The 17,107-nt window shown below is 65.5% G+C and carries 16 protein-coding genes; 15 read left to right on the top strand and 1 reads right to left on the bottom strand.

The features are described from left to right. Nucleotides 1–108: 108 nt before the first annotated feature. The 7 genes from R3F72_RS00705 to R3F72_RS00675 all read left to right on the top strand — a co-directional run bounded on the left by R3F72_RS00705 (nucleotide 109) and on the right by R3F72_RS00675 (nucleotide 7,690). A complete protein-coding gene (locus R3F72_RS00705) occupies nucleotides 109–744 on the top strand; it encodes a TRAP transporter small permease subunit (protein WP_332778650.1) in 636 nt (211 codons plus the stop codon). Next, entirely contained in the window at nucleotides 744–2,048 is a 1,305-nt protein-coding gene (locus R3F72_RS00700) for a TRAP transporter large permease (protein WP_322529121.1), read from the top strand. The genes R3F72_RS00705 and R3F72_RS00700 overlap by 1 nt, the downstream gene beginning before the upstream one ends. Before the next feature lie 166 nt (nucleotides 2,049–2,214). Next, complete coding sequence (gene dgoD / locus R3F72_RS00695) at nucleotides 2,215–3,363, top strand: galactonate dehydratase (protein WP_087719194.1); 1,149 nt, start codon at nucleotides 2,215–2,217, stop codon at nucleotides 3,361–3,363. A 287-nt stretch (nucleotides 3,364–3,650) separates the two neighbouring features. Beyond that, nucleotides 3,651–4,337: a 2-dehydro-3-deoxy-6-phosphogalactonate aldolase gene (locus R3F72_RS00690; protein ID WP_332778649.1), complete on the top strand. Its 687-nt coding sequence runs from the start codon at nucleotides 3,651–3,653 to the stop codon at nucleotides 4,335–4,337. Beyond that, entirely contained in the window at nucleotides 4,334–5,332 is a 999-nt protein-coding gene (locus R3F72_RS00685) for a 2-dehydro-3-deoxygalactonokinase (protein WP_332778648.1), read from the top strand. Before R3F72_RS00690 ends, R3F72_RS00685 begins: the two co-directional genes overlap by 4 nt. A gap of 204 nt (nucleotides 5,333–5,536) precedes the next feature. Continuing rightward, nucleotides 5,537–6,406, top strand: coding sequence for an HAD-IIB family hydrolase (locus R3F72_RS00680; protein ID WP_332778647.1), 870 nt, complete (start codon nucleotides 5,537–5,539; stop codon nucleotides 6,404–6,406). A gap of 63 nt (nucleotides 6,407–6,469) precedes the next feature. Next, entirely contained in the window at nucleotides 6,470–7,690 is a 1,221-nt protein-coding gene (locus tag R3F72_RS00675; RefSeq protein WP_322529124.1) for a glycosyl transferase, read from the top strand. A gap of 111 nt (nucleotides 7,691–7,801) precedes the next feature. On the opposite strand, the gene R3F72_RS00670 is transcribed toward R3F72_RS00675, so the two are convergent. After that, nucleotides 7,802–9,622 carry a sugar phosphorylase gene (locus tag R3F72_RS00670; RefSeq protein WP_332778646.1) on the bottom strand — a complete coding sequence of 607 codons (1,821 nt, stop codon included), beginning with the start codon at nucleotides 9,620–9,622 and terminating at the stop codon, nucleotides 7,802–7,804. Between the two features lie 243 nt (nucleotides 9,623–9,865). Between R3F72_RS00670 and nrdR the strand changes: the two genes are divergently transcribed. The 8 genes from nrdR to R3F72_RS00630 all read left to right on the top strand — a co-directional run bounded on the left by nrdR (nucleotide 9,866) and on the right by R3F72_RS00630 (nucleotide 17,039). Then, nucleotides 9,866–10,354, top strand: coding sequence for a transcriptional regulator NrdR (gene nrdR / locus R3F72_RS00665; protein WP_087719199.1), 489 nt, complete (start codon nucleotides 9,866–9,868; stop codon nucleotides 10,352–10,354). Nucleotides 10,355–10,521: 167 nt separating this feature from the next. Further along, entirely contained in the window at nucleotides 10,522–11,646 is a 1,125-nt protein-coding gene (gene ribD / locus R3F72_RS00660; protein WP_332778823.1) for a bifunctional diaminohydroxyphosphoribosylaminopyrimidine deaminase/5-amino-6-(5-phosphoribosylamino)uracil reductase RibD, read from the top strand. Nucleotides 11,647–11,803: 157 nt separating this feature from the next. Continuing rightward, complete coding sequence (gene ribBA, locus R3F72_RS00655; RefSeq protein ID WP_332778645.1) at nucleotides 11,804–12,937, top strand: bifunctional 3,4-dihydroxy-2-butanone-4-phosphate synthase/GTP cyclohydrolase II; 1,134 nt, start codon at nucleotides 11,804–11,806, stop codon at nucleotides 12,935–12,937. Nucleotides 12,938–13,124: 187 nt separating this feature from the next. Continuing rightward, a complete protein-coding gene (gene ribH / locus R3F72_RS00650) occupies nucleotides 13,125–13,607 on the top strand; it encodes a 6,7-dimethyl-8-ribityllumazine synthase (RefSeq protein WP_071232541.1) in 483 nt (160 codons plus the stop codon). Then, nucleotides 13,604–14,104 (top strand): transcription antitermination factor NusB, encoded by a 501-nt coding sequence (gene nusB / locus R3F72_RS00645; RefSeq protein WP_332778644.1) that lies wholly within the window; start codon nucleotides 13,604–13,606, stop codon nucleotides 14,102–14,104. The genes ribH and nusB overlap by 4 nt, the downstream gene beginning before the upstream one ends. Nucleotide 14,105: 1 nt before the next feature. Further along, nucleotides 14,106–15,077, top strand: a complete 972-nt coding sequence (thiL, locus tag R3F72_RS00640) for a thiamine-phosphate kinase (RefSeq protein WP_332778643.1) — start codon at nucleotides 14,106–14,108, stop codon at nucleotides 15,075–15,077. Beyond that, the gene (locus R3F72_RS00635) at nucleotides 15,074–15,547 is read left to right on the top strand and encodes a phosphatidylglycerophosphatase A family protein (protein WP_071232544.1); all 474 of its coding nucleotides are present in this window, start codon (nucleotides 15,074–15,076) and stop codon (nucleotides 15,545–15,547) included. The genes thiL and R3F72_RS00635 overlap by 4 nt, the downstream gene beginning before the upstream one ends. Nucleotides 15,548–15,713: 166 nt before the next feature. Further along, nucleotides 15,714–17,039, top strand: coding sequence for a DUF945 family protein (locus tag R3F72_RS00630; protein WP_332778642.1), 1,326 nt, complete (start codon nucleotides 15,714–15,716; stop codon nucleotides 17,037–17,039). Nucleotides 17,040–17,107: the final 68 nt, after the last annotated feature.

The raw sequence follows: 17,107 nt of genomic DNA, 5'->3' as shown, positions 1-17,107 counted from the left end.
GGCTACCTCAAATACAACCCCCTTTGTAACCCCCGCCGCCATCCTACTCGGCCGCGCGGGGGCGCCCCGGCGCGGCGATGTTCGACTGGCGTTCGAGGAAAACCCACGATGACACAACCGACACGTAATACGGACGAGGTCACGATGCCGGTGCAGGAAGGGCCGCCGGAACCGATTCAGAACCAGGTTCCGGAAGAGGAAAGCAACGACGAGATCCGTACGCCGCTGGACCGCTGGGTGCGCCGGGGCGGCCGTTATGCGGCCTGGCTGGTCTTCATCGCCATGGCGATCAGCGTGTTCGAAGTGATCATGCGTTACGGCTTCGATTCGCCGACCTCCTGGGTGCATGAATCCGTGGTGATGCTGGTGGCGCTGACCTTTGCGATCGGTGGCCCCGTCGCCATGGCGAGCAACCGCCACATTCGCGTTCGTGTGCTGTACGACACCGCCGGCCCGCGCCTGAAGCGTGCCCTGGATGTCTTCAATGACCTGGTCACGCTGGGCTTCTGCCTCGGCATGAGCTACGCGGCCTTCACCATGAGCTGGACGGCGACCCATGGCCCCATGGGGGACTGGCGTCTGGAGCGTTCGGGAACCTCGTGGAACCCGCCGTTCCCGGCACTGGTGAAGACGGTGATTCTGGCGGCGCTGGTGCTGATGACGCTGCAGGCGCTGTGGCATCTCTACCAGAGCGTGACCGGGCGACGCCCGGCGGCGAATCATGACCGCGGGGAGAACGTCTGATGGATATCGCAACGGGAACCTGGCTGCTGGTCGGGGCCATCTTTGCGCTGCTGGTTACCGGTCTGCCGCTGGCGTTCATTACCGGCCTGGTGGCGCTGTGCTTCACGTTCGGCTGGTTCGGGCCGATGGCGCTGCCGCTGGTCACCAGTCGTGTCTACAGCTTCATTACCGAGTATTCGCTGGTCGCGGTGCCCATGTTCGTGCTGATGGCGTCGCTGTTGGATCGATCCGGCATCGCCAGGGATCTGTTCAATGCCATGCGGGTCTTTGCCGGGCGTCTGCCTGGCGGCGTGGCGATCCAGACCGTGGTCGTGGCGTTCTTCCTCGCGGCGCTGTCGGGGATCATCGGCGGCGAGATCGTGCTGCTGGGGATTCTGGCGCTGCCGCAGATGCTGCGCCTGGGCTACGACAAGCATCTTTCCATCGGTGTGGTCTGTGCCGGCGGCTCGCTGGGCACGATGATGCCGCCGTCGATCGTGCTGATCATCTACGGCCTGATCGCCAGCCAGTCGATCGCGGATCTGTTCACTGCAGCCATCACCCCGGCGCTGGTGCTGATGGGCAGCTACATTCTCTACGTGCTGCTGCGGTGCCTGAAGAACCCGAAGCTGGGACCGCCGCTGACCGCGGAGGAGCGGGAGAACAACGAGATCAAGACCAAAGGGCAGGCGCTCAAGGCGATCCTGGTGCCCGGACTGATCGCGTTTCTGGTGCTGGGCACGATCTACGGCGGTGTCGCCTCGGTCACCGAAGCGGCGGCCATGGGGGTCTTCGGCGTGTTCGTGGCGATCATCCTGCGTGGCGAGTTCTCGATCAAGACGCTGCATGCCAGCCTGAACCAGACCCTGAGCACCTGCGGCATGATCATCTGGATCGGCATCGGGGCTGCTGCGCTGGTGGGGGTCTACAACCTGATGGGCGGCAATCGCTTCATCTCGCAGATGATCATGGGGCTGGATGTCGCGCCGATCGTGATCATGCTGGTGATGATGCTGATCCTGCTGGTGTTGGGGATGTTCCTCGACTGGATAGGCGTCGCGATGCTGACGCTGCCGATCTTCGTGCCGATCGTGACGCAGCTTGGCTACGACCCGATTTGGTTCGGCATTCTGTTCGCGGTGAACATGCAGGTGTCGTTCCTGACGCCACCGTTCGGGCCGGCTGCGTTCTACCTCAAGGGTGTGGCGCCACCCTCGATCAGCCTGAAGGATATCTTCGTTTCCCTGCTGCCGTTCATCGCCATTCAGCTCTGCGTGCTGGCGCTGCTGCTGGCATGGCCGGATCTGGCGCTGTGGCTGGTGTGAGACGTCGCCGAATGAGCCCGGCCAGTGGCCGGGCTACGCTCGCGACGCTGGCGGATCGGGAGTACGCTCGGGGCAACGCCGAGCGTGTCAACGTTTCGAACTCGTATGAGTCGAAGGATTCATGAGTCGGCGCATTGTCGCGCCGATTGGATAGACAGGGTGACCCATGAAAATTACGCAACTCAAGACCTGGCAGGTGCCGCCGCGCTGGCTGTTTCTCAAGATCGAGACCGACGAGGGCTGTTACGGCTGGGGCGAGCCCGTGGTCGAGGGGCGTGCCGCTACCGTTGAGGCGGCGGTGCATGAGCTGTCCGATTATCTGATCGGACAGGATCCGCGCCGCATCGAGCATCTGTGGAACATTATGTACCGCGCCGGTTTCTACCGTGGCGGCCCGATTCTGATGAGCGCCATCGCCGGCATCGACCAGGCGCTGTGGGATCTCAAGGGGCGCGATCTGGGTGTGCCGGTCCACCAGCTGCTGGGTGGCGCCTGTCGCGACAAGATGCGCATGTACGCCTGGACGGGCGGCGACAAGCCGAGCGATGTCGGCGCCGGCGCCAAGGCGCTGGTCGACAAGGGCTTCACCGCCTTCAAGATGAACGGCACCGCCGAGATGGCGATCGTCGATTCCCACGCCAAGGTGGACGAAGCCGTGGCCCGTGTCGCCGAGGCACGTGATGCGGTAGGGCCGGACGTGGGCATCGGCATCGATTTCCACGGCCGCGTGCATCGGCCCATGGCCAAGGCATTGCTGCGCGAGCTGGAGCCGTATCATCCGATGTTCGTTGAAGAGCCGGTGCTGCCGGAACACCTGCCGAGTCTCAAGCATATCGCCGGCGGCCTGGGGTATCCCATCGCCACGGGGGAGCGGCTGCACACCCGCTACCAGTTCCGCGACCTGCTCGTCGAGGGCATGGTGGACATCGTCCAGCCCGATCTTTCTCACTGCGGCGGGATCAGCGAAGGGATGAAGATCGCCACGCTGGCCTCCTGCTTCGACGTGGCGCTGGCGCCGCACTGCCCGCTGGGGCCGTTGACCCTGGCCGCCTCGCTGCACGTGGATGCGGTCAATCACAACGCCTTCATCCAGGAGCAGAGCATGGGCATCCACTACAATCGGGACAACGACGTGCTCGATTACCTGGTGGACAAGAATGCCCTGGCGATCGAGGACGGTTACTGCTCGATCCCGCAGGGGCCGGGGCTGGGCGTCGAGATCGACGAGGCCTTCGTCGAGGAGCGTTCCAAGGTCGGCCATCGCTGGAGGAATCCGGTTTGGACGCATGAGGATGGTTCGATCGCGGAATGGTAACGGCACGCTCGATAGCCGCCTGCGCGAGCGAATCGCAGTGTTGCCCGGTGCGCGAACTCCTCACATATACCCCATATGCTCCGGGTTCTGTGCGCCGGGCGCCTTGCGCTTCAGCTCGCTCGGCTGGCTCTTGAGCGCACCGTACTTGGCGCTCAGCCGTCTTCGCTCGCCGACGCAGAGCATCCAGAAATGCGCGGCTCGGCTGGCGCTGGAGCATTCCGTACCTGGCGCTCTGCTGGCTGCGCTCGATCACGCGACTTTAGACCGGCCGAAACGAGGAGAGAGAAATGAACGAGACGCGTAAGTTTGCACTCGAAACGGCGCTGCGCGAGCGGCCGCTGGTGGCCATCCTGCGCGGGATCACGCCGGAGGAGATCGATGCGGTGTTCGATGCGCTGGTGGCGTCGGGCTTCAAGCTGATCGAGATTCCGCTCAATTCGCCGCGGGCGTGGGACAGCATCGCTGCCGTGGCCAAGCGCTGCCCGGACGACGTGGTGATCGGCGCCGGCACGGTGCTGGATCCGGTTCATGCCGAGCGGCTGGCATCGCTCGAGGCGCCGCTGCTGATCACGCCCAACACCGACCCGGAGGTGATCCGGGCCGGCGTCGAGCACGGCCTGGCGCCGATGATCGGCTGCATGACGCCGAGCGAGGCGCTGGCGGCGGCGAAGGCGGGGGCGACGGCGCTCAAGCTGTTCCCGGCGGCGGATCTGGGGACGGGCTATTTCAAGTCCATCAACGCGATCCTGCCCAAGGGCTTGCCGGTGCTGGCGGTCGGCGGTATCGACAAGAGCAACATGAGCGAGTGGCATGCCCATGGCGTGGCCGGCTTCGGCTTCGGCAGCAATCTCTACAAGCCGGGGCGCAGCGCCGACGAGGTCGGCAGGATCGCCGCCGAGCTGGTCGAGGAGTGGCGCCGCCTGCGCGAAGTCGCCAGTCACGCGGAGCAGCTGGAACGCGAGGCCGATGCATGAGCGGCGAGATCCCTGATCGTCTGATCATCATCGACTGGGGCACCAGCAATTTCCGGGCGTTTCTGGTCGATACGGCCAGCGGCGAGGTGCTGGACAGCCGGCGTTCGGCCTCCGGCCTGCGCGCGCTGAGCCAGAGCGAGTTTCCGCATTACTGCGCGTCGCAGACCGACGACTGGCGGAATGGCGGCGGCGCGGCTTCGGGCGCTGAAGGTGCGGCTTCGGGCGCTGAGGGCGCGTATTCGGGCGCTGAAGGCGCGTCTTGGGGCGCTGAAACGGTCCCGGTCTATCTGGCCGGGATGGTGGGTTCGGCGCGGGGCTGGTTCGAGGCGCCGCAGCTGGAACTGCCGGCCACGGCCGCCGACCTGGCGGATAACGTGGTCGCCGCGCCCGGGCTCGATAACGTCTGGATCGTGCCGGGCGTCAAGCAGGTGACGCCGGAGCACGTCGACGTGATGCGCGGCGAAGAGGTCCAGGCATTCGGCGCGCTGGCGCTGGCGGGTGTCGACAGCGGCGATTGCTGTCTGCCGGGTACGCACAGCAAGTGGGCGCGGCTCGAGGGCGGCCGGATGACCGAGTTCACCACGGTAATGACCGGCGAGCTCTATCACGCCGTGCGCTTCCACACCTTGCCGGGGGAGCCGGCCCGCGACGAGGCGCCGTTCGACGAGTCGGCGTTCCGGCTGGGCGTTTCCCGGGCGGGTTGCCCCGGCGGCGTGATGCATGCGCTGTTCGAGGCGCGCAGCCGGCATCTCTATGCCGGGCTCGAAGCGGGGCAGGTGGGCAGCTTCCTCTCCGGCGTGCTGATCGGGGAAGAGGTACACGCCATGCGACAGGCTCGCCCCGGGCTCGATACCGTGCGGCTGGTCGGCGCCGATTCGCTGCGTGAAAGCTATACCATCGCGCTGGAAGCGGCCGGCATCCGTGTCGAGTCGATCGACAGCGACCGGGCCACGCTGGCCGGGGTAATGGCAGTGGCTGCACGCCACGGGCGATAACAGCGCGCGCGTACGCGGCAGTGCACCATGATGGTGCATTGTTGTGCGTTCCGAAGCTACGAAACCGATGACGACGGCCCGAGACACCCATGGATGTCTCGGGCCGTCGTGTTTGGCATGATCCGTGCTACCTTCACCTATACGTCTGCTGACAAGCAGCCGATCGCGTACGACATGACGAGGTGAAGCGATGCGGGTGATGCCATGACACAGCCGGCCCTGAACAAACCGCCCCTGTTGGTGTTTACCGATCTCGATGGATCGCTGCTGGATCACGACACCTACGACTGGCAGCCGGCATTGGCCTGGCTGACGCGCCTGGAGCAACAGGCGATCCCGGTCATTCCCACCACCAGCAAGACGCGCGCCGAGCTGCTCGCGCTGCGCCAGGAGCTGGGGCTCGAACAGACTCCCTTCATTGCCGAGAACGGCGCGGTGATCGGGCTGCCGCCTTCCTGGCAGCATGCCCGGCTGGATCGCGATCCTGCCTCGCCGGATGGCCTGGTGGTCAAGACGCCGAGCATGGACGTCGACTATATCCGACGGCGCCTGGACGTGGTCCGTGAACGCCACGGCCTGAATTTTCGGCGCATGGGCGAGATGGATCTGGCCGAGGTGCAGGCGCTGACCGGGCTCAGCGCCGCCGGCGCCGAACAGGCGATGACGCGAGAAGGCAGCGAGCCGCTGGTGTGGGAAGACGACGACGCCAAACTGCAGGCATTGCACGAGACACTGCGTGTCGACGGCCTGCGCCTGACCCGCGGCGGGCGCTTCTGGCACGTGATGGGCGCGGTCGACAAGGGGCAGGCGTCGGACTGGCTGGTGGCGCGCTTCGAGGCGTTGCGCGGCTATCGCCCGCGGACGATCGGTCTGGGGGATGGCCCCAACGATCTGGCGCTGCTGGCAGCCACCGACATGGCGGTCGTCATCGCCGCCAGTCACGGCCAACCGATGCCGCTGGAAGGCTCGCAGATCTATCGGACCAAGGCCCAGGGGCCAACGGGCTGGTCGGAAGGTGTCTCTCATTGGCTAACCCGGGAGCTGGGGTGGGCCGACAACGATCCCGACGATTGATGGATAATCCCGATAACCGGCGTCAAGGACTGACGCCAGCCGACAACAGGATGAGGGTGTCTCATGAGTGATTTCTATCAGAACGGTATCGTTACCAATTTCCACAACCTCACCCGCCGCTCGGTGGAGGCACTGGAAACCGATCTCAAGCAGTTCTCGCGCAGCCGGCCGATGGGGTTGATCCTGCCGTCGCTGTATTCGGAGCTGGAAGGGCCGGCGCTTTCGCATATCGTCGACGAGCTGTGCAAGGTGCCTTATCTCAGCGAGATCGTCATCGGGCTGGATCGCGCCGATCGCGAGCAGTTTCTGAAGGCACGCGAGTTCTTTTCCCGCCTGCCGCAGCACCACCGCATCCTGTGGAACGATGGCCCGCGTCTTCAGGCCCTGCATCAGGAGCTGGCCCAGGAGAATCTGGCCCCCCAGGAGCCGGGTAAAGGCTGTAACGTCTGGTACTGCTCCGGTTATGTGCGCGCGTCCGGCAAGGCCGAGTCGGTTGCGCTGCATGACTGCGATATCGTGACCTACGATCGCGGGCTGCTGGCCCGGTTGATCTATCCGGTGGCCAATCCGCGTTTTCACTACGAGTTCTGCAAGGGTTACTACTCGCGGATTGCTTCCGGCAAGCTCAACGGCCGCGTGGCGCGGTTGATGGTCACGCCGCTAATCCGGGCGTTCAAGATGATCTACGGGCCGCTGCCTTACCTGGACTATCTCGACAGCTTCCGTTATCCGATCTCCGGTGAGTTCTCGATGCGGGCCGACGTGCTCGATGGCATTCGCATTCCCAGCGACTGGGGGCTGGAGATCGGCGTGCTTTCCGAGGTGCACCGCAACTTCTCGACCAAGCGGCTGTGTCAGGTCGATATCGCCGATGCCTACGACCACAAGCATCAGCCGGTATCGGAAGACGATCCGTCGGGTGGTCTGAACCGCATGAGCATGGATATCGCCAAGGCAATGTATCGCAAGCTGGCGACGCTTGGCGTGGAGATGAGCGTCGAGAGCTTCCGTACCGTCAAGGCGACCTACTATCGCGTGGCGCTGGATCTGATCGAAGCCTACGATCACGATGCGGCGATGAACGGGCTCAAGCTCGACCGCCACAGCGAGGAGGCGGCGGTGGAGCTGTTCGCCGACAACATCATGCAGGCCGGCGCCGCGTTCTTCGAATCACCCCGCGACAAGCCGTTCATCCCCAGCTGGAACCGGGTGCAGGCCGCCATTCCCGACCTGCAGGATCGTCTCTATGAGGCGGTGGAGCTGGATAACAGCGGCGACGTGTAGACGCCGCTCCCGCCGACCGGACGGCAGCCGATGCGGGCGGTGCAATCGTTTCGATTCATCGCCCGCGTCGGGGCCGTTGCCGTTTCCTTCACGACCGCGCCCCGATGCGCGTCAGGGCTGCACCAGCCACAGGCTACGGTAGGGGCGCAGGATGTCGCGTTCTTCCGGATGCGGGCTCCAGCGCTTGCCGTCCTTGAGCACGTCGTACCAGTCCCCTTCGTCGAGTTCGCCGATCTCCAGCGGCTGGCGGGTATCGCTGATGTTGTAGATCGCCAGCAGACGCCGACCGTTGGGCAGCGGGCCGCGCTCGATGGCGAAGATGCCGGGCGGGGTGTCGAGCACGCGCTGGGCAGCTTCGGGGTGAAAACAGGGCTCGTTGGCGCGGATGTTGAGCCGGCGCTTGAGCGAGGTGAACGCCTCGCGGGTCGGCGTGCTGCGGCTGTCGATGAGTTCGTCCAGCTCTTCCTTGGGCCAGCGGCGGCGATTGATCGAACGCAGCTTGCCGCTGCGCTCGACGCCGCCGTGGTCGTTGAGCGTCGCGGTCAGGCTGTGGAAGTAGACGCCGGGAATGCCCTGCAGCGCCAGCATCAGGTTCTGGCTGCACAGGAAGCGCTCGACCTGCCAGGCATCGGCGCCTCGGCGGGTGCCCTTCATGGCGTCGTAATAGGTGATGTTGATCTCGTAGGGCGAGTCGCTGCCGTCCGGGTTGGTCTTCATGCTGACGTAGCCGCCGAAGCGGTGCATCAGTTCGAGCATGATGTCCAGCTCGTGCTGCGGCAGCAGCCCCTCGAGCGCTCTGACCCCGATGCCGTCGTGGCTGGCGGTGAAGTTGAAGTAGGTGCAGCCCGGCGGCAGCGTCGGCAGGCTCCGCGCCCAGTCGCTCAGGGTCGTGGCGTCGCCGCTGGTCAGGGTATGCACGAGCAGGGGCGGCAGCGTGAACTGGTAGATCATGTGCGCTTCGTCGGGCATCGGGCGCTTGTCTTCGAGGCGGTCGGGGCCCTGTCGTTCGAGACCCGGCCGTTCGGGACCCAGCCTTTCAAGACCAAAGTAGCTCATGTTTTCGTGGTGCGGCACGTTGGTCTCGGTGATCAGCAGCGTGCCCGGCGCCATGAAATCCAGAATCGCCCGCAGCAGCCGCACGATGGCGTGGGTCTGGGGCAGGTGGACGCAGTTGGTGCCGACCTGCTTCCACAGGTACGTGACCGCGTCGAGACGGATGATGCGCGCGCCCTGCTGGACGTAATAGAGCAGGATGCCGACGAACTCGAGCAGCACGTCCGGGTTGGCGAAGTTGAGGTCGATCTGGTCCTCGGAGAAGGTCGCCCATAGGTAGCGGGTGCCCCGTCGCGTCGAGACCGGCACCAGCAGCGGCGAGTTGCGCGGCCGCGTGACCATGGAGAGATCCGTTTCCGGGTCCATCTCGATGAAGTAGTCGCGCCCCGGCTGCGTGCCGGAGAGATAGTCGGTGAACCACAGCGAGTCGCGGGAGACGTGGTTGATGACCAGATCGACCATCAGATCGACCCGAGACGCCAGCCGACGGATATCCTGCCAGTCGCCGAGGCTGGGGTTCACTTCGCGATAGTGGATCACCGAGAAGCCGTCGTCGCTGCTCCAGGGAAAGAACGGCAGGATGTGCAGGCCGCTGAACGTGCCGTTGAGGCGCGTGGCGAGAAAGTCGTCCAGCACTTCCAGCGGCGGCCGCTCGCCGTCGATGATGGTATCGCCGTAAGTGATCAGAATCTGGTCGCGCTCGCTCCATGTCGGCCTGGGCAACGTGTCCAATGCACTGCGCTGGTGCATCAGTAGCGTCATCAGGCGGCGCATGATTTCGTCGCGACGGGGGCCGTATACCTCTTCCAGGCGCGCGTTGGCGCGCTCGATGAAAGCTTCTTCGGAAAGCGCGGGGTAGTTCGCGGCACGGCTCGGCATGGGGCGGGGTTCCTGATTTCAGCGGTTGGCGTACGCAACGAGCGTATCAAGGTGTTGTTGTGACTGAGGGTCACGATATCCTTGCAGAAGACGGGCCAACATGAAAACCGCTGCCGTTTTTCGGCGCGTTTCCGCTATGTTGCCCAAACCGTTACACTCTCTGCTTCATTTAATCGCTTTTTCTCGTTCACTTAACAATAGCGGCGATTCCCAAATCGCCCACGCTGACAGGTAGACCCGACGATGCATTGCCCTTTTTGTGGTGCGCACGATACCAAGGTGACCGACTCCCGCCTGGTGGCCGAGGGCGATCAAGTGCGTCGTCGCCGTCAGTGTGCCGGTTGCGGGGAGCGCTTCACGACCTACGAGACCGCCGAACTGGTGATGCCGCGGGTGGTCAAGTCCGACGGCTCCCGGGAAAGCTTCGACGAGCAGAAGATGCGTGCCGGCATGGCGCTGGCACTGGAGAAGCGTCCGGTCAGCGTGGAGTCCTTCGAGGCGGCTGTCGAGCGAATTCGCCAGCGGCTGCGGGCACGCGGCGATCGAGAAGTCGAAGCGCGTGCCGTGGGGGAAGAGGTGATGGAAGCCCTACAGCGTCTCGATCATGTGGCCTACATTCGTTTTGCCTCGGTCTATCGCCGTTTTCAGGATCTCGACGAGTTTCGTGCCGAGATCGATCGGCTTTCCCAGGAGCCGACAGTGTCTTCGGAGGACAACGGCGACCCTCGCTGAGCCGGCGCCCTTGTTGTCGTTGTCAGACTCCCCGTCTTTTCGAGCGAGCCGCCATGTCCTTTTCCCATTCCGAATCTCTGTCCCATTCCGAACCTCTGTCCCGTTCCGAGTTTCCTTCCCGTTCTCCGGACGCCTCCCGCGCCGAGCCTACGACGCCGGCGGCCTGGATGGCGCGGGCGATTCAGCTTGCCTGGCACGGACAATATACCTGTGATCCCAATCCGCGAGTCGGCTGCGTGCTGGTCAAGGAGGGCCGCATCGTCGGAGAAGGGTTTCATGCGCGCGCCGGCGAGGCGCATGCCGAGGTCAACGCGCTGCGCATGGCCGGCGAGGTGGCCCGTGGCGCGACGGCGTACGTCACCCTCGAGCCCTGCTCGCATACCGGGCGCACCGGCCCTTGCAGCCAGGCGTTGATCGATGCTGGCGTGGCGAAGGTGGTCGCGGCGATGGAGGATCCCAACCCGCAGGTCTCCGGGCGAGGCTTCGCGATGCTGCGCGAAGCGGGCATCGAGGTCGAGGTCGGGCTGCTCGAGGAGGACGCGCGACGACTCAACCCCGGCTTCATTCGCCGCATGCGTGACGGGCTGCCGCGGGTCACGCTGAAGATGGCGATGAGCCTCGACGGCCGCACGGCAATGGCCAACGGCGAATCCCAGTGGATCACCGGGCCGGCCGCGCGGCAGCAGGTGCAGCGTCTGCGCGCCGCGTCCAGCGCGGTGCTGTCCGGGGTGGAGTCGATCATCTTCGACGACTCCCGGCTGACGGTGCGTGCCGAGCAGTTGGGGCTGGATGATGCCGAGGCGATTGCCCGGCGCCAACCGTTGCGGGTGATTCTCGATAGCCAACTGCGGCTGCCGCTGGCGGCGGCCTGCCTGAGCGAGCCGGGGCGGACGCTGGTCTTCACGATCCAGCCGGAGATGACCGAGCGACGGCGCAAGCTCGAAGCGGCCGGCGCCGAGGTGGTCTTGATGCCGGCCAATGCCGAGGGGCGCGTCGAGTTCGCGGGCGTGCTGCGCTATCTGGCCACGCGGGAAGCATGCAACGAGGTGCTCGTCGAAACCGGCGCCACCCTGGCCGGAGCCTTGCTGGAGGCGGACTGCGTCGACCGGCTCGAACTGTTCATGGCGCCGACGCTGCTGGGCAGCGAGGCGCGGCCGCTCTTCGCCCTGCCGGGGCTGATGTCGATGAGCCAGCAGCGGCGGCTGGAGATCGACGACATCCGCGCGGTGGGCGAGGATTGGCATATTTCGGCACGACCTGTCAGGGCGTCCGATCAAGGCGGGGTGAGGTGAGCGGGCAGGCCGCGCACAGTGAAAGGGCAGGGACGTGTCGCCGTCATCCGACAGTAGCGTCCGTGTCTCGCGACAGGTAGGCTGTGCCGCATCGAGCCTCTCTGGCCTCGTTGGACGGTGGTTTCAGCAGATGGCGGTTTCCGTGGATGAATCAGCAATGACGACAACGCAATCGAACCAGCTGGCCAGTATCGAGGTCCTGGTCGAAGAGATTCGGCAAGGCAGGATGGTCATCCTCATGGATGACGAGGACCGCGAGAACGAAGGCGACATCATCATGGCGGCCGAGTGCGTCGAGGCCGACCATATCAATTTCATGGCGCGTCACGCTCGCGGCCTGATCTGCCAGCCGATGTCGAAGGCGCGCTGCCAGCAGCTGAAGCTGCCGCTGATGGTCAGCGACAACGGCTCCGGCTACGGCACCAAGTTCACCGTCTCGATCGAGGCGGCCACCGGCGTCACCACGGGAATCTCCGCGGCGGATCGCGCGCTCACCGTGCGTGCCGCGGCGGCGCGGGGCGCGCGGCCGGAGGATATCGTCCAGCCCGGTCATATCTTCCCGCTGATGGCGGAGCCGGGTGGCGTCCTGCGTCGCGCCGGTCACACCGAGGCGGCCTGCGACCTGGCCGCCATGGCCGGCTTCGAGGCCACCGGCGTGATCTGCGAGATCATGAACGAGGACGGCAGTATGGCGCGCCGGCCGGAGCTCGAACGCTTCGCCGCCGAGCATGACATCAAGATCGGTACCATCGCCGATTTGATCCACTATCGCATGCTCAACGAGCGTACCGTCGAGGCGGTCGAGCAGACGCCGGTGCAGACCGCGTTCGGCGACATGACCCTGCATGTCTTCCACGACACCATTCAGGATCGGCACCATCTGGCGCTGGTGAAGGGCGAGCCCGAACACGCCACGCCGACGACGGTGCGCGTGCATGGCGGCGACACGCTGCGTGACCTGCTCGCGCTGTGTCGTGCGGACAGCCACTGGACGGCTCACACCGCGCTGGCCGAGATCGGTCGGGCGGAGGCGGGCGTTTTCGTGCTGCTCGACGATGCGCGCCCTCAGGGCGATTTCAAGCAGCAGTTCGATGTGCTGCTGGGGCATCGCTCGGCGCCGCGCTCCAGCGCTGCCGATGGCACGGGAAATTTCCTGTCGATCGGCACCGGGGCGCAGATCCTGCGCCAGCTCGGCGTCGGCAAGATGCGCCTGCTGAGTTCGCCGTGGCGTTTCTCGGCCCTCTCCGGTTTCGATCTGGAAGTGGTCGAACTGGTCAGCGGCGATGCCTGAACGGGATTGGCGCCAGGGCCGCCGCGCGCCGGAACCGTCGCGAGCGTGGTAAGGCCGCGCGGCCATGGTAAGATGGCCGGCTTCGCGCGCTAGGCCCTAGGTTCTGGCGCCGGCCAATCAGACTGTTTTTTTCGCGTCCAGATTCGTATTCGTGACGACTCTGGCGCAGTGTATCCGGAAACCGATAATGCAACCGATCGCTCAACTGGAAGGCCAGTTCACCGATGTCGATGGCCGCTATGCCATCGTCGTGGGCCGTTTCAATCACCATGTCGTCGATAGTCTCGTGGAAGGCGCCATCGATAGCCTGATGCGCCACGGCGTCAGTGAAGAGAACATCGAGCTGATCCATGTTCCCGGCGCCTGGGAGCTGCCGTTGGCGGTCAAGCGCGTGCTGCAGGTGTCCCGGCCCGACGCGGTCGTCGCGCTGGGCGCGGTCATCCGTGGCGGTACGCCGCACTTCGAATACGTGGCGGGCAACTGCAATTCCTCGCTGAGCAGCCTGCAGCTGGAGTTCTCGACGCCCATCGCCAACGGGGTGCTGACGGTCAACTCGATCGATCAGGCCATCGAGCGCGCCGGCACCAAGGCGGGCAACAAGGGCACCGAGGCGGCCATGGCGGCCATGGAAATGGTATCTCTGTTCAAGCGATTGGGAGGCGAGGCATGAGTTCACCGTCACGACAGCCGACGCCGGCTCAGGAGTCGCGTCGCGCCGCCCGCGAGCTGGCGGTCCAGGGGCTCTATCAATGGCAGATGACCGGCAAGTCGATCACTGCCGTCGAGGCCGAGTTTCGTTCGCAGGTCGCCGATGACGATCTCGAGGATCACGAAAACTGGCACAGGGTGATGGAGATCGCCGACAAGGCGCTGTTCCGTGATCTGCTGCACAACACGGCCAACCATCGCGCCGAACTGGACGCTGCCATTGCCCCGTTGCTCGACCGGCGTCTGGAAGATCTGGATCGTATCGAGCTGGCAATCCTGCGTCTCGGGACCTACGAATTGTCGCGTCGGCCCGAAGTGCCCTATCGTGCCGTCATCAACGAGGGGGTCGAGCTGGCCAAGGTATTCGGCGCGACCGACGGTCACAAATACATCAACGGCATCCTCGACAAGCTCGCCTCGCGGCTGCGGGGCGCCGAGGTCGCTGCTCGCCGTCGTTGACATGAATCGCGCTTCGTTGAGCGAATTCGAGCTGATCGCTCGCTATCTGTCGCGCCCTGCGGCGGCCGAGCGGAGCGATGTCGTCGTCGGCAACGGTGACGACTGTGCGGTGCTCACGCCCACGCCGGGGCATCAGCTCGCGATCAGCGTCGATACGTCCGTCGTCGATGCCCATTTTCCCCATGACGCGCCACCGGCGGCCATTGGCCACCGTGCGCTGGCCGTCGCCTTGAGCGATCTCGCGGCGATGGGGGCCAGGGCGCGCTGGTGCTGCATGGCGCTGACGCTGCCGGCGGCCGACCCCGAGTGGCTCGAGGCGTTCGCCGAGGGCTTCCGTGAACTGGCCGCCCGCAGCGGCTGCGAGCTGGTCGGCGGCGACGTGACCCGCGGCGCGCTGACGATCGGGGTGACGGTGCATGGCGAGCTGCCCGCCGGCCAGGCGTTGCGGCGCAGCGGGGCGCGGGCGGGGGATCTGGTCGCGGTGACCGGTTATCCCGGTCGGGCCGTTGCCGGGCTCGCGCGCTGGCAGCGTGGTGAGCGCGAGGCGGGACATCCATTGCTCGAGGCCTATCTGCGCCCCGAACCGCGCCTGGCGGCGGGAGAAGCGCTGAGAGGGCTGGCGAGTAGCGCGATCGATGTCTCCGATGGCCTGCTGGCGGACCTGCAGCACGTGCTCGTGGCCTCCGGCGTGGGGGCGCGCCTCGATCTCGAGTCATTGCCGTTGGCGACACCGCTGCGTGCGACGCTCGAGCTGGACGAGGTTCGGGAGCGGGTGCTCAACGGCGGTGACGACTATGAACTGCTGGTGACGCTGGCGGAGTCGGATCTTGCCGAAGCCCAGCGCCGCCTGGCTCCGCTACATCTGCCGCTGACGCCGATCGGGCGGATCATCGAGGGCGAAGGCATTCAGGGCATTCCTCCGCGCTACCTCGAGCGCAGCGGGTGGGACCACTTTCCGGAGACCGCCTCATGAACCGGGCGCCCACGAGTGTATGGCGTCGGCCGACGCATTTCCTGGCGTTCGGGCTGGGCAGCGGCGCCGTGCCGTTCGCGCCGGGGACCTTCGGTACCCTGGCCGCGATCCCGTTCTACTGGCTGCTGTCGGGGCTGCCGCTGACGATCTACATGGGGCTGCTGGGCGTGGCGACGCTGGTCGGCATCTGGCTCTGCGAGACGACCTCCCGCGATCTCGGCGTCCACGACCATTCCGGGATCGTCTGGGACGAATTCGTCGGCTACTGGCTGACCATGGCAGCAGTGCCGTTCTCCTGGGAAGCCGCGCTGTGGGGCTTCGTGGTATTCCGCGTCTTCGACATCCTCAAACCCTGGCCGATTCGCTGGGTCGACCGCCGTGTCGCCGGGGGCATCGGCATCATGTTCGACGATATCCTCGCCGGGGTGTACGCCTGGAGCACGATGCATCTGTGGTTCTGGCTGCATTGAGCCACGAGCCACGAGCCACGAGCCACGAGCCACGAGCCACGAGCCACGAGCCACGAGCCACGAGCCACGAGCCACGAGCCACGAGCCACGAGCCACGAGCCACGAGCCACGAGCGGCGATAACCGTGGATCCGTCAGCCTCCCAATTTCGCTCTCAGGAGTAACGCATGCGTAAATGGATGATCGCGGGAGCGGTCGTGATCGTGTTGGCGGGGGGCGGCTATCTGGGCGCTCAGGCTTATTCGAGCCAGCGCTTCGATAGCGAGATCGAAAAGCTGGTCACGCGGCTCGATGCCAGTCCCGATTGGCGGGTCACGCGCGATGATGTCGACAGCGGCTGGTTTCATTCCAGCGGCCGCATCGAAGCGCGTTACATGGCGGTGGCCCAGAATGCCGACCCGGTCGTCGTCGAGGTGCCTTACCAGGCGGGGCACGGCCTGCTCGAGACGACGCTGAACGGTGAAGCGCAGGTGCGGGGCAGCGGTGGCGAGACGCTGTTCGGCGATGTGCTCGCAAGCCCCGGCCCGATGACCTGGACCGGGCGTTTCCTGACCCGCGAGCAGAAGCTGGAAGCGCACTTCATGCTGCCGGGCTTCTCGCAGACCGTCAGCGTGCCGACGCAGGACGCGGCTGGAGAGATCACCGCGGCCCGCGACATGCAGCTGGATTTCGCCGGGCTGTCGCTCGATCTCGAGCAGGTCGATGGCAAGGTCACCGTTCAGGGAGACGCGCCGCGGCTGCGAATGGCCGATGACCAGACCGATATCCTGATCGAAGGGACCACGCTGTCCGGCACATTCGAGGGCAACGACCAGGCCTTCCACCAGGCGATGTCGCTGACCGTTCCGACGACCACGGTCACACCCGCTGACAGCCCGAGCGTGGTCTCCAGGGATGTCCGCTACGCCGTGGAAGCCAATCTCGGCGCCGAGCAACTGGTGATGCAGCTGCAAGCGAACGTGGGCGAGACCCGGGTGCAGGACCAGTCGATCTTCGACGGTGGCGTCGCGCTGACGCTGGATCATGTCGATGGGGACGCCTATCGGTCGCTGGTGGCAGCGCTGGACGAGCATCTGGCCGACATTCAGGCCGCCATCGATAGCGAGGACGACGCCAGGCTCCAGACGGCGCTGCAGCCGCTTCGATCGTCGATCCAGGCGCTGGTGGCAGGTTCGCCGCATCTTTCGCTGGATAGCCTGACCGCCAATAGCCCGGTGCTGGGCATGAAGATGCGCGGCAGTGGCGAGCTCGGCGTTGACGGCGCGGGCATCGAAGGCTGGAATCTCGATACGATGGCGGCCGATACGCTTCAGCGCGAAGTCGTTCGGCGGCTGGAAGGGCGGCTGACCCTGGAGGGTGCGCCGGCGATACTGATGATGTTCCTGGGTCTGCCGATGAGCGGGAATTCGTTGCAGGTCGAGCTGACGGATGGCGTGCTCGACGTCAATGGCCAGCAGATACCGCTGGTGACGCTGCTGGCCGATCCGGGCTGATATCCGAAGGTCCGGCCGTGCCAGGCTCTCGCGCCTGGCACGGTTTTCTGAACCAATCTCCCTTCATC

The sequence above is a fragment of the Salinicola sp. 4072 genome (genome assembly GCF_036663415.1).
Lineage (GTDB): Bacteria > Pseudomonadota > Gammaproteobacteria > Pseudomonadales > Halomonadaceae > Salinicola > Salinicola salarius_A.
This window is presented reverse-complemented; position numbering and strand designations above follow the sequence as displayed.

Excerpts from the sequence above, each read along its gene's own strand:
- R3F72_RS00700 (WP_322529121.1), top strand. The coding sequence starts at position 744 with ATGGATATCGCAACGGGAACCTGGCTGCTGGTCGGGGCCATCTTTGCG.
- dgoD (WP_087719194.1), top strand. The coding sequence starts at position 2,215 with ATGAAAATTACGCAACTCAAGACCTGGCAGGTGCCGCCGCGCTGGCTG.
- R3F72_RS00630 (WP_332778642.1), top strand. The coding sequence starts at position 15,714 with ATGCGTAAATGGATGATCGCGGGAGCGGTCGTGATCGTGTTGGCGGGG.
- R3F72_RS00690 (WP_332778649.1), top strand. The coding sequence starts at position 3,651 with ATGAACGAGACGCGTAAGTTTGCACTCGAAACGGCGCTGCGCGAGCGG.
- ribD (WP_332778823.1), top strand. The coding sequence starts at position 10,522 with ATGGCGCGGGCGATTCAGCTTGCCTGGCACGGACAATATACCTGTGAT.
- R3F72_RS00680 (WP_332778647.1), top strand. The coding sequence starts at position 5,537 with ATGACACAGCCGGCCCTGAACAAACCGCCCCTGTTGGTGTTTACCGAT.
- nusB (WP_332778644.1), top strand. The coding sequence starts at position 13,604 with ATGAGTTCACCGTCACGACAGCCGACGCCGGCTCAGGAGTCGCGTCGC.
- R3F72_RS00675 (WP_322529124.1), top strand. The coding sequence starts at position 6,470 with ATGAGTGATTTCTATCAGAACGGTATCGTTACCAATTTCCACAACCTC.
- ribBA (WP_332778645.1), top strand. The coding sequence starts at position 11,804 with ATGACGACAACGCAATCGAACCAGCTGGCCAGTATCGAGGTCCTGGTC.
- R3F72_RS00670 (WP_332778646.1), bottom strand. The coding sequence starts at position 9,622 with ATGCCGAGCCGTGCCGCGAACTACCCCGCGCTTTCCGAAGAAGCTTTC.
- R3F72_RS00635 (WP_071232544.1), top strand. The coding sequence starts at position 15,074 with ATGAACCGGGCGCCCACGAGTGTATGGCGTCGGCCGACGCATTTCCTG.
- ribH (WP_071232541.1), top strand. The coding sequence starts at position 13,125 with ATGCAACCGATCGCTCAACTGGAAGGCCAGTTCACCGATGTCGATGGC.
- R3F72_RS00705 (WP_332778650.1), top strand. The coding sequence starts at position 109 with ATGACACAACCGACACGTAATACGGACGAGGTCACGATGCCGGTGCAG.
- thiL (WP_332778643.1), top strand. The coding sequence starts at position 14,106 with ATGAATCGCGCTTCGTTGAGCGAATTCGAGCTGATCGCTCGCTATCTG.
- nrdR (WP_087719199.1), top strand. The coding sequence starts at position 9,866 with ATGCATTGCCCTTTTTGTGGTGCGCACGATACCAAGGTGACCGACTCC.
- R3F72_RS00685 (WP_332778648.1), top strand. The coding sequence starts at position 4,334 with ATGAGCGGCGAGATCCCTGATCGTCTGATCATCATCGACTGGGGCACC.